Annotated in this window: 11 protein-coding genes; 5 read left to right on the top strand and 6 right to left on the bottom strand. The window is 61.9% G+C overall.

What is annotated here, in order from left to right; all coding sequences use genetic code 11:
* Positions 1-6: 6 nt before the first annotated feature.
* Both qcrC and ctaE read right to left on the bottom strand, forming a co-directional pair.
* A complete protein-coding gene (gene qcrC, locus ACZ5G6_RS13675) occupies positions 7-795 on the bottom strand; it encodes a cytochrome bc1 complex diheme cytochrome c subunit (RefSeq protein WP_223932956.1) in 789 nt (262 codons plus the stop codon).
* Between the two features lie 87 nt (positions 796-882).
* On the bottom strand, positions 883-1,521 hold the full coding sequence (gene ctaE, locus ACZ5G6_RS13670; protein WP_309929666.1) for an aa3-type cytochrome oxidase subunit III: 639 nt from the start codon (positions 1,519-1,521) through the stop codon (positions 883-885).
* A gap of 148 nt (positions 1,522-1,669) precedes the next feature.
* Here ctaE and trpD point away from each other — a divergent pair, with 148 nt between their 5' ends.
* Positions 1,670-2,737 (top strand): anthranilate phosphoribosyltransferase, encoded by a 1,068-nt coding sequence (gene trpD / locus ACZ5G6_RS13665; RefSeq protein WP_498685959.1) that lies wholly within the window; start codon positions 1,670-1,672, stop codon positions 2,735-2,737.
* A gap of 15 nt (positions 2,738-2,752) precedes the next feature.
* Here trpD and ACZ5G6_RS13660 read toward each other — a convergent pair whose 3' ends face one another.
* Both ACZ5G6_RS13660 and ACZ5G6_RS13655 read right to left on the bottom strand, forming a co-directional pair.
* Entirely contained in the window at positions 2,753-3,031 is a 279-nt protein-coding gene (locus tag ACZ5G6_RS13660) for an Lrp/AsnC family transcriptional regulator (protein WP_223932953.1), read from the bottom strand.
* A 72-nt stretch (positions 3,032-3,103) separates the two neighbouring features.
* Positions 3,104-3,493, bottom strand: coding sequence for a DUF3054 domain-containing protein (locus ACZ5G6_RS13655; RefSeq protein WP_498685956.1), 390 nt, complete (start codon positions 3,491-3,493; stop codon positions 3,104-3,106).
* Between the two features lie 131 nt (positions 3,494-3,624).
* Here ACZ5G6_RS13655 and ACZ5G6_RS13650 point away from each other — a divergent pair, with 131 nt between their 5' ends.
* Complete coding sequence (locus ACZ5G6_RS13650) at positions 3,625-4,002, top strand: VOC family protein (protein WP_223932951.1); 378 nt, start codon at positions 3,625-3,627, stop codon at positions 4,000-4,002.
* A 52-nt stretch (positions 4,003-4,054) separates the two neighbouring features.
* On the opposite strand, the gene ligD is transcribed toward ACZ5G6_RS13650, so the two are convergent.
* On the bottom strand, positions 4,055-5,299 hold the full coding sequence (ligD, locus tag ACZ5G6_RS13645; RefSeq protein ID WP_498685953.1) for a non-homologous end-joining DNA ligase: 1,245 nt from the start codon (positions 5,297-5,299) through the stop codon (positions 4,055-4,057).
* Positions 5,300-5,401: 102 nt separating this feature from the next.
* Between ligD and ACZ5G6_RS13640 the strand changes: the two genes are divergently transcribed.
* On the top strand, positions 5,402-7,150 hold the full coding sequence (locus ACZ5G6_RS13640) for a pyruvate dehydrogenase (RefSeq protein WP_498685949.1): 1,749 nt from the start codon (positions 5,402-5,404) through the stop codon (positions 7,148-7,150).
* A gap of 44 nt (positions 7,151-7,194) precedes the next feature.
* Here ACZ5G6_RS13640 and pdxR read toward each other — a convergent pair whose 3' ends face one another.
* On the bottom strand, positions 7,195-8,592 hold the full coding sequence (gene pdxR, locus ACZ5G6_RS13635) for a MocR-like pyridoxine biosynthesis transcription factor PdxR (RefSeq protein ID WP_498685947.1): 1,398 nt from the start codon (positions 8,590-8,592) through the stop codon (positions 7,195-7,197).
* Between the two features lie 160 nt (positions 8,593-8,752).
* On the opposite strand from pdxR, the gene ACZ5G6_RS13630 reads away from it, so the two are divergent.
* Entirely contained in the window at positions 8,753-9,604 is an 852-nt protein-coding gene (locus tag ACZ5G6_RS13630) for a dihydrodipicolinate synthase family protein (RefSeq protein WP_498685946.1), read from the top strand.
* Positions 9,601-10,833, top strand: a complete 1,233-nt coding sequence (locus ACZ5G6_RS13625) for an MFS transporter (RefSeq protein WP_498685945.1) — start codon at positions 9,601-9,603, stop codon at positions 10,831-10,833. The genes ACZ5G6_RS13630 and ACZ5G6_RS13625 overlap by 4 nt, the downstream gene beginning before the upstream one ends.
* Positions 10,834-10,887 lie beyond the last annotated feature (54 nt).

Below are 10,887 nucleotides of genomic sequence, written 5' to 3'. Positions count from 1 at the left end.
TCCGGACTATGACGTGCGTGACGTCAGCCAGATGGTGAAAGCGATGATGACGCCCAATCCGGCAATCCAGACGAAGAGACCCTCTGACACGGGGCCAAGGGAGCCGAGATCGGCACCGCCTGGCGAGCCGTTGGCTTCGATGGTCTTGAGGAAGGTGATGATGTCGCGCTTACCTTCAGGGGAGACGTTCGAGTCGTTGAACACAGGCATGTTCTGCGGACCCGTGGCCATGGCTTCGTAGATGTGCTTGCCAGTGACATCGGCCAGCGCCGGAGCGAACTTGCCGCGGGTCAGGGCGCCACCGGCTGCTGCCGCGTTGTGGCACATGGCGCAGTTGACTCGGAAGAGCTCGCCACCGTTGGCTGCATCTCCCTTTTCGTCAAGGAGGTGTTCTTCCGGAATTGCAGGGCCTGCGCCGAGCGATGCAACGTAAGCGGACAGCTGGCTGGTCTGCTCTTCGTTGAATTGGACGGGCTTCTTCTGGGCCTGTGGGCCATTCATCTGCATGGGCATGCGTCCGGTGCCAACCTGGAAGTCAACTGCTGCGGCACCTACGCCGACCAGCGAGGGGCCGTCCTTGGATCCGCTTGCACCCATGCCGTGGCAGGTGGCGCAGTTGGCAGCAAACAATTTGCCGCCTTCTTCTACGTCACTTGCGCTGTAGCTGGTGGTGTCGGCTTTGGCCTGGTTGACAGATGTGGCAACGGCGTACAGCCCACCAGTGAGGAGGAGGCCCATCAGCAGCAGCGCAATGGCTGCCAGTGGGTGACGTCGCTTCTGCGAGAGTGCCTTCACGTGGTGGTTCCTTTATTCGATCCTGCGTCGGCTCCGCGAGCCGCTTCTTGAAATTCTGCCTCTTGTAGAAAAAGAGTCAAAGCCGGGCTACTTGAGGACGTAGATGACCAGGAAGAGGCCAATCCAGACGACGTCAACGAAGTGCCAGTAGTACGAGGTGACGATCGCGGATGTCGCTTCAAAGTGCCCAAACTTCTTGGCTGCAAACGCGCGGCCAATAATGAACAGGAACGCGATCAAACCGCCGATGACGTGAAGGCCGTGGAAGCCTGTGGTCATGTAGAAGGCGGAACCGTAGGCATTGGATGACAGGGAAACATGCTCGGAGACGAGCATGGCGTATTCCGTGGTCTGTCCGGCTACGAAGAAGGCACCCATGATGAAGGTGAGAACGAACCATTCGCTCATGCCCCAGCGGGTGAACTGGAGGCGTCCGCCGGTGCGGCGCGGTTCAAGCCGCTCAGCAGCGAAAACGCCCATCTGGCAAGTAAAGGAACTGGCCACAAGGACGATGGTGTTGACGAGCGCAAACGGGAAGTTGAGCTTGGCCGACTCCTCGGCCCACATCAATCCCGATGTGGAACGCAGGGTGAAGTACATGGCAAAGAGACCGGCGAAGAACATCAACTCACTGGACAGCCAAACAACGGTTCCAACAGAAACCAGATTGGGGCGGTTCAGCGTCGGGTGCGCCGGGGTACTGGGGGCATGGGTCGCAGATGTCACAAGGACATTATGTCTGTAAAAGTCCAGAGTTCCCAATGCAAACCACCGATTCGGGAGACTTTTTCTACAAAGACGCGAAATCGCGCGGAAAAGTTCCCGGTCCGGTTCACATTGGTCATCGGTGTAGCTCGGTCGATAGCATCAAGGGGTGACTTCTCCGGCATCGGCACCTGCAGCCAGCAATACCTGGCCAGGGCTCATCTCTGCACTGATCAACGGCGACGACCTTGCAGTGGGCAATACTGAGTGGGCCATGAACACGATCATGGCCGGCGAAGCGACTCCTGCGCAGATCGCGGGTTTCCTGGTTGCCCTGCGCGCCAAGGGCGAAACAGTGGAAGAACTGGCCGGTCTCGTGGAGGCCATGGTTCAGAATGCCAACCCGATAGAGATCTCGGGTGAAAAGCTGGACATCGTGGGAACGGGCGGTGACAGACTCAACACTGTCAACATCTCCACGATGGCAGCCCTTGTTGCCGCCGGAGCCGGTGCCAAAGTTGTCAAGCACGGAAACCGTGCGGCGTCGTCCACCTCCGGTTCTGCTGATGTGCTCGAAGCCCTGGGTGTCCGCTTGGACCTTTCGATTGACCAGGTTGCGCGGAACGCGGAGGAGGCAGGAATCACATTCTGCTTTGCGCAGGTTTTTCATCCCTCGTTCCGTCACACTGCAGTACCTCGCCGGGAGCTGGCAGTACCCACGGCCTTTAACTTCCTCGGCCCCATGACCAATCCAGCCCATGTGCAGGCTTCTGCTGTTGGTGTGGCCAACGCTCGAATGGCGCCCCTGGTTGCCGGCGTCCTTGCCCGGCGCGGCAGCCGTGGCCTGGTGTTCCGCGGTGACGACGGGCTGGATGAATTGACGCCCACAGGACCATCAACCGTCTGGGAGATCAGGAACGGAACTGTCACGGAGCAGGTGTTCTCACCCGCGGAGCTTGGTATCAAGCCATCCACCGTGGCCGATTTGCGAGGCGGCGACGCCGCCGCAAATGCAGTAGTTGTCCGCGAGGTCCTTGACGGCAGGACAGGTCCTGTACGCGATGCTGTTCTCTTGAATGCTGCCGCTGGCTTGGTGTCCGTTGATCTGAACGCCGAAGGCGACCTTTTGGACCGTATGCGGCTGGCGTTCGCACGGGCAGCGGAATCCGTGGATTCAGGGAAGGCTGCCGGCGTTCTGGCAAAGTGGATTGCCCTCAGCCAGGCCTCGAACGGCTAGCCCAGGGTCCCGGCCCTATTCGAATCCCAGGGCAAAGGCGGCGTCGAGGTCGTGCTGCGAGTAGGCACGGAACGCTATGTGCGTAGTGGTGTGGACCACCGAATCGACCTTCGACAAGCGATCAGCGATGACGTCCGCAAGGTCTTCATGCTTTGAGACTCTCGCCACGGCAATCAGGTCCCATTCTCCAGTGACGGAGTAGACCTCGCTGATGCCCTGGATGGCCGAAATCTGCTCGGCGGTTTCCGGAATGCGCGAGGCATCGGTCTTGATCAGGACGAAAGCAGTGATCACGTGGGGCCCTTCCGGAAAAGCATCGTTGCGGACGCTCTCCAGCCTAGTGCATGGGAGATGTCGGGGACCTGTTCAGGCCTTGCGTTGCCGCTTTCGTGACGTACGCAGAATTAACGCGAGAAGGGCGCGGAAGCCGAGCAGGAAAATGCCCAGGCTGATAAGTGCCACGATGACAAACGGCAGTACCACCGTCTGACCTGTCACGGCCCTGAGCAACATGCCGATCAGGACGGCACCGATCCAGACACACACGCCCGAAGGCCAAACGGCATACGGTGCACGCCAAACCCGCATGACCACCCAGGCTGCGCTGGCACCTGCGAGAAAGGGCCACGCGGTGATGAATGCGCCGGTGATGATGTCTCCCCGGGCATGGGCGTCGCGGCCGATCGCGGCGAAGACAAGAATCAGCACGAGGTCTGCGGCGGCAGCAGGAATCCAGGATCTCAACGATGACGGCATGTTCTGACAGTATCGGGGCTGCAGTGCTGGCGCGAAGTTGACGGCGCGCAGTTTCTCCCTTGCGCTTGGATTGGAGAGCGGCCACGATGACTGGCAGTAACCCAAAGACGCGCCCAGTTCAGGAGGAAACGATGCGATTCGTTCAGGTAGCCCAGCATGCCGAAGACCTGAAGAGGGCGGCTGCCTTTTACGCCGCGTTGCTGGGGACCGAGCCCAAGGCCTTGTATGACCCTCCCGGTCTGCTTTTCTTTGATGTGGGCGGCGTGCGGCTTCTGCTGGAGAAAGGTGCGCCGTCATCCCTTCTCTATTTCGAGGTGGGAGACCTTCACGGAACAGTGGCGGCATTGCGGAGCAAAGGTGTCAGGATCGTTTCGGAGCCACACCTGATCTTCACCCATGAGGACGACCTCCTTGGACCTGCAGATTCGGAGGAATGGATGGCATTCATTGAGGACAGCGAGGCCAACACCGTAGGCCTGGTCAGCCGTATCCGGACAGCAGGCGACTGACTCTGCCCCAACAGTCATGAGTGGACAGGCATTGACGTCGGCCAAACGTAAATCAGGATCCCGGACGCCCTGCCCAGTCCTTGCCGGCCCACGGGTCATAGTCGGCGATGAGCTCTTCCTGTGGCGGACGCTTGGCTTCGGCGATGTGCTGCAGGTTCACCCGGACCCTGTACCAGAGCGAACTCGATCCGCGCATCCCATCGATGAGCACATCCGCCGGGTGAAGGCCCGCGACAACGTCCGCATGCCTGGCCTTCCACTCATCCAGTGCAGCAACCGCCTCAGGCTTGGTCTTGGTGCGGGCAACCTCAATGAGTGGCATCGTCGAGACCCGGCGGCCCGAGCCGTCGCCAGCCCGAGGTGCTTTGTCGGCGGGACCCAGTTCTTTTGCCAAAGCCAGGAGGCCGTCGAGGGAGCCAATGGCATCATCGATGCCGGCGTGGGGGTCGCCCAGGTCAGCGAAGCGCTCGGGCACTGTCAGGACGGTGAATAGTTCAGGCCGTGAGGAAGTGACCTCGGCCCACGTCAGGGGAGTTGAGACCCGGGCGTCGGGCCGGGGCCTGATTGAGTATGCCGATGCAACGGTCCGGTCTTTGGCATTCTGGTTGAAGTCGACGAAGACGCTCTCGCCGCGTTCTTCCTTCCACCACCGCGCGGTGGCGAGCCCTGGTGCCCGGTTCTCCACCTCACGGGCAAGGGTTTCGGCGGCGAGCCGCAGCTGGCTATACGACCATTCCGGGGCAATGCGCACCAGGATGTGGAGTCCGCGTGAGCCGCTCGTCTTCGGCCATCCCACCAGTCCGACGTCGTCAAGCACCTCGCGTGCGACGTAGGCGACGTCGACGATCTGTGACCAGTGAACGCCGGGCATGGGATCGAGGTCGATCCGGAGTTCGTCGGGATGATCCAGATCCTCGGCACGCACGGGGTGGGGGTTGAGATCGAGGCAGCCAAGATTCACCACCCACGCTAAACCGGCTGCGTCCCGGATGACAGTCTCTTCTGCTGACGTCCCCGACGAGTAGTGCAATGTTGCGGTTTCAATGAAGTCCGGGTGGTTTTCCGGAACGCGCTTCTGAAAGAACGGCTCGGCTTCTATGCCTTTGGGGAAGCGCTTGAGCACCATGGGGCGGCCGCCCGCGCCCCGCAGCGCACCTTCGGCAACTGAGAGATAGTAGCGGACCAAATCCAGCTTGGTCAGTCCGGGTTCGGGGAAAACCACTTTGTCCGGATTCGAGACGCGAACCTCGGCCTCACCTATGTCCAGGATCTCTGCCGGAGTCTTCGACGGGTTCATGCCGCCACGCTAGCAACGATCGGCTGTCCCAGCCAGACCAAGGCCAGGCCGACTATATTTGCCCTGTCAGCCCACCACCACAATCGCGGGAGTCTGCACACCATGGCCAAGGAACTTGCTACACAGCTCATTGAACAACTCCAGGCTGCCGGGGTGCAGCGGATCTACGGAATCGTCGGCGACAGCCTCAATCCGATCGTGGACGCTGTCCGTCAAACGGGAGGTTCGGCCAAAGGTGGTATCGATTGGATCCATGTACGCCATGAGGAGGCGGCCGCTTTTGCTGCTTCAGCTGAGGCGCAACTGACTGGCAAGCTTGCTGTCTGTGCCGGCTCGTGCGGCCCTGGCAACCTCCACTTGATCAACGGACTCTATGACGCCAATCGCACGGGTGCGCCCGTACTTGCCATCGCCTCGCACATCCCCAGCAAGCAGATCGGCAGCGGATTCTTCCAGGAAACTCATCCCGACCGGATCTTCACTGAATGCTCGGTGTATTCGGAACTGGTCAGCACCGCCGAGCAGGCGCCTCGCGTGATGCACAGCGCCATCCAGAACGCTGTAGCCCTTGGGGGAGTCGCCGTCGTGACACTTCCCGGTGACATCGCCGGACTTGAGGCTACCGCTCCGACGCCGTTGCCAGCCATTTTCCGGCCTGCCCGCCTGGTCCCGGACCAGTCGAGCGTCCAGGAACTGGCTGAGGCGATTAACGACGCCGGTAAGGTCGCCATTTTCGCGGGGGCGGGCGTCGAGGGGGCCCACAGGGAGCTCATTGCTTTGGCGGAACTGGTCAACGCTCCGATTGGCCATTCGTTGCGAGGTAAGGACTTCGTCCAGTTCGACAACCCGTTCGACATCGGCATGACCGGCCTCCTGGGTTACGGGGCTGCGGCTGAGGGCATCGAAGACGCAGACCTGCTGGTCCTGCTGGGCACCGATTTCCCCTATGACCAGTTCCTGCCCGACACCCGGACGGCCCAGGTTGACCGGGCCGCCCAGCGGCTGGGGAGGAGGACCGACGTCGACATTGCCGTTCATGGCGACGTCCTGCCTACCTTGGCCGCCCTTCTGCCGTTGGTGAAGCCGAAGAAGAGCCGCCGGTTCCTGGACCAGATGCTGAAGAAGCACGACCGCCTAATGAACAAGGCCGTGGGCGCGTACACAAGGAAGGTCGAAAAGAAGCAGCCCATTCATCCTGAGTATGCGGCTTCCTTGCTGGACCAAGTAGCCGCCGATGATGCCATCTTCACCGCGGATACCGGAATGTGCAATGTATGGACAGCGCGCTACATCAACCCACTGGGCACCCGAAGGCTGATTGGTTCCTTCCTTCACGGGTCAATGGCCAACGCCCTTCCTCACGCGATAGGTGCACAGGTTGCATATCCAGGGCGCCAGGTGGTTTCTGTCTCGGGTGACGGGGGCCTGTCCATGTTGCTTGGTGAGCTCATCACGGTGGCCGCACATCAACTCCCCGTCAATGTGGTGGTCTTCAACAACTCCACGTTGGGCATGGTCAAGCTGGAGATGTTGGTGGACGGGCTCCCCGACTTCGGCGTTGATGTGCCGGACGCCAACTACGCAGCCGTTGCCAAGGCCTTGGGCTTCCATGCCGTGCGGGTCACGGATCCAGCCAAGATTGAGGCGGCGTACCGGGAAGCGTTCGCCCATCCCGGTCCTTCGCTGGTGGAGCTCATCACCGATCCCAATGCGTTGTCCATCCCGCCGAAGATTTCCGGGCAACAAGTCATCGGCTTCGCAACCGCCATGTCCAAAGTGGTCTTGAACCGCGGGGCTGGTGAAGCTGTGAGCATGGCCCGGAGCAACCTGCGCAACATTCCGCGGCGGTAAATGCGTCCTTACACCTCACTTGTTTTGGGGCCAGTGACATGCGCTTATGGCTGCTCGCTGAGCAGGGTTCCAAGGACGGTGAGGGCCTTGGACAGCTGGAGATCGGTCACGGCGCCGTACCCGATGACCAAGCCGTTCTCTGGCGGGCGCTCGGCGTAATATCCGGCCAGGGGGATGACCCGCACGCCACGTTCCAGTGCTTTCGCAGCGACCTCCGCCGCGTCAGGCTGGTCGAAGCGGATCACTGCATGCAATCCGCCGTCCAGGGCTGCAAGCTCCACATCTGTCCGTGAGCCCAAGCGCTCAATGAGCAGGGAACGGCGGTGCGAATATTCCCGCCGGGCCCGGGCGATGTGGCGGGAGAGGCCGCCGCCCTGAAGGTAATAGGCAAGTGCTGACTGCAGGATCCCTGCCACCGGAGTGTCCAGGGCAACACGCGCGGCCTTGAGGCGTCGGCCGGCATCGCCCCGGACCGCCAGGTATCCGCAGCGCAGCCAAGGACTCAGGTTTTTGGAGAACGTTCCCAAAAGAACGACGTCGGCCTGTGCGGGCAGGGACGCAATGGCCGGCAGGGGCATTCTGCTGTGGCGGAATTCGCTGTCGTAGTCATCCTCCAGTACCAGCACGCCATGGCGGTCAGCCCATTTCAGAAGGCCCAGCCGTTCCTGGACTGCCATCCTGCCGCCCAGGGGGTACTGGTGGCTTGGTGTGATGAGGACAGCATCGGGAATGACCTTGAGCCCGGCGAGTTGGGAACTCTTCAGACCGTCCTCGTCCACGGGAAGCAGCTGAATTTGGGCGCCGGCAGCGGTCATGACACGACGCGCCGTGGGGTAGCCGGGGTCCTCGACCAGGATGCGCGGATTGTTCCTCCTGCCGCGAAGCATGGCTACCACCAGATGCAGTGCATCACTGGTACCCCCCGTAATGATGACGTCCTCGGGTTCTACGGCCAGACCCCTGGAGACCGCGAGGTGACTGGCCACGGCTTCCCGCAGGGCCAACGTTCCAAGGGCTGGTGGCAGATGCGTGTTTCCTTGCTCCGCCAGAGCTCTTTTCCACGCGTTTCGCCACTCCCTGTCTTGGAACGGCGACCCCGAGGGGCGGCCGGGGGTCAGGTCAATCACCTCGGCGTGGACAGGGCTGCTGCTATTCGCCCTCTCCTCAATCGGGCCTTGTTGAATGTCCGGCCGCACCGCCACTTTGGTCCCGCCAGTACCGAGGCTTTCCAGGAAACCTTCTCCAGAGAGTTGCTCGAAGGCACGCACCACTACGCCGCGGGAGACCCCTAATTCCGTCGCGAGCCGGCGCGTAGCGGGAAGCGTGTGCTCGGCTTGCAGGAGTCCGCTGAGGATGGCCGAGCGGAGCTGGCTTGCAACTTGGGCGGACAGGGAGGCCGGACTTGTCCTGTCGAGCTCGATGGGTATTTCGGCCTCGCTCATTGGACCTCCGGAGTTGTTGATTCTTGGATCTAGTGTAGGACCAAGGTGATTGGCAGCATAAGACATGCAGTCGCCTATGGCTGTGTTCGCATCCGGTCACAGCCACAAAGAAAGCAGGACTGAAGTGTTCAACGGCCTTAGCGCATTCCCCCTGACACCTATGAGCGGCGACCGTGTCGATCTGGACGCCGTGGTCCGGCTGGTGGCCCGCGCGGCACAGTCAGGTGCGGATTCACTCGGTGTCCTCGGTTCGACGGGAAACTACGCCTATCTCGCCCGCGAAGAACGGCGCATGGTCCTTGAAGCGTCCGTGGAAGCTGCGCGTGGAGTGCCCATTCTGGCCGGCGTGGGATCAGTGCGCACGCGCGAGGTCCTCCTGCTTGCTGGTGATGCACAGACCGCTGGCGCTTCGGCATTGCTCTTGGCCCCGGTGTCCTACCAACGCCTCTCGGAGGCAGAGGTTTTTGGGCTGTTTGAAGACGTTGCGTCGGCGTCAGACGTCCCGGTCATTGTGTATGACAACCCCGTCACCACGGGCTTCACGTTCTCGGACGAGCTGCACGCCAGGATCGCCCGGATCCCAGGAATCGCATCCATCAAGATTCCGCCGCCGTCTGCCACTGACATTGCCACCAGGCTCGGCAAGCTCCGTGCAGCTTTGCCCCAACAAATATCTGTGGGAATCAGCGGGGATTGGATTGCCGCCGAAGCACTGCTTGCTGGTTGCGATCTCTGGTACTCGGTGATCGGCGGGATTCTTCCCCGCCAGGCCATGGAAATCGTTGATCACGCTTTGGCTGGTCGAAGGGACGATGCGATCGCAGCTTCAGCCGCGCTGGAACCTATCTGGTCCCTGTTCCGAACCTACGGCAGCCTCCGCGTCACGGCAGCACTGGCTGAGGATCTGGGACTCATTCCATCCTCAGCTTTGCCGTTGCCCTTGCAAGGCTTGGATAGCGAGGGCCGGAACAGGGTTGCCGCGGCCGTCCGTCAGTGTGGCTTGGAGGCATGAGCCTCCTCGACGGGCGCAAAGGCAGCCGCGCAACTACCGGCGGGCAGACATCGCGGAGCGGGTTGGCCCGCTATGTCATTGCAGCCACCCTGGCCCGGAGTGCCGACGGAGGCGCGGTTGTCGCCATTGTCCTGCTGGTGACAACCAGCGGGGCGCCCGGTTGGCTGGCCGGAATACTGGGTGCATGCATCACGGCCCCGCACCTCTTCGGTCCATTCGTTGCCCGAACCCTCGACACGGCCCGGGACGGAAGGACAGTCATCGCTTGGGCGTGCCTGATGCACGGTGCCACCCTCGCCGCAGCTGTCCTGCTGTATCCGGTGACTCCGCCAATCGTGCCGGGTTTGCTGCTGATAGCATCCGGGCTGGTCGGTCCACTACTGACCGGCGGCATCAGTAGCCGGCTCTCGGCAATCGCCGGAGGAAGCAGAACCAGCCAGCGACGCGCACACGGATGGGATGTAGCAACGTGTGGCATCAGCGGAACGATTGGGCCCACTCTGGTCGCAGCGGTCTCGGCCTGGGCGAATCCGGCTGTAGCGGCATTGATCCTTGCCGGATTGACGTTTGTGGCCGCCGCCGTCGTCAGGGTTTTGCCCCCTTCGCCTCCAGGGCCGGCCCCGTCGGAGGTGCCCCGCGCGGCCCGTACATTGCTGATGATGCTTTCAACCGGACCCTTGCGCCGCACGCTCTACATGACAGTCGTCATCGCCCTATCGGTCGCGGCGCTGCCCATCAGCGCGGTGGCTTCGGCTGCAGGAATGCGGGTGGAGCCAGCCGCTGCAGGCGTCCTGACCGCTGTATATGGTCTCGGCGGACTCCTCGGATCTGCCTGCGTCATGATCCGGCCGCTACGGAGCGATGCGGACCACCTCATGACCTGGTTGGGTGCTGCTGTTGGGATGGCGTTGTGTGGGGCGGCGTTTGCCGGACAGTTCCCGGTAGCGGTGATTGTGTACTCATTCGCCGGAATGCTCAACTCCTTCTTTTTCGCCGCAACATTGGCCGCGCGCAGCGAGTATGCGCCAGCGGGCGCGCGCGGCCAGGTCTTCGTTTGGATCGGTGCTTTGAAGATTACTGCTGGTTCTGCCGGCACAGCGTTGGCAGGGGCCATGGCCCTGCCCATGACCCAGCTGCCCTTGCTTTTCGCGGCAGCCCTTGTTGCTGTGACCGTGGGCGCTTCCCTGCTTGACCGCCGTCGTGAAAGGTCCACCACGCGCCGAGGCTAGAAGCATCAGAGCAATGGGATATCTTTGTGTGTCCACATCCCCCAGACAGGAGCG

Source organism: Arthrobacter sp. TmtSoilC51, from assembly GCF_055388015.1.
Note: the sequence above shows the minus strand (reverse complement) of the source record. Positions and strands in the feature narration are given on the sequence as shown.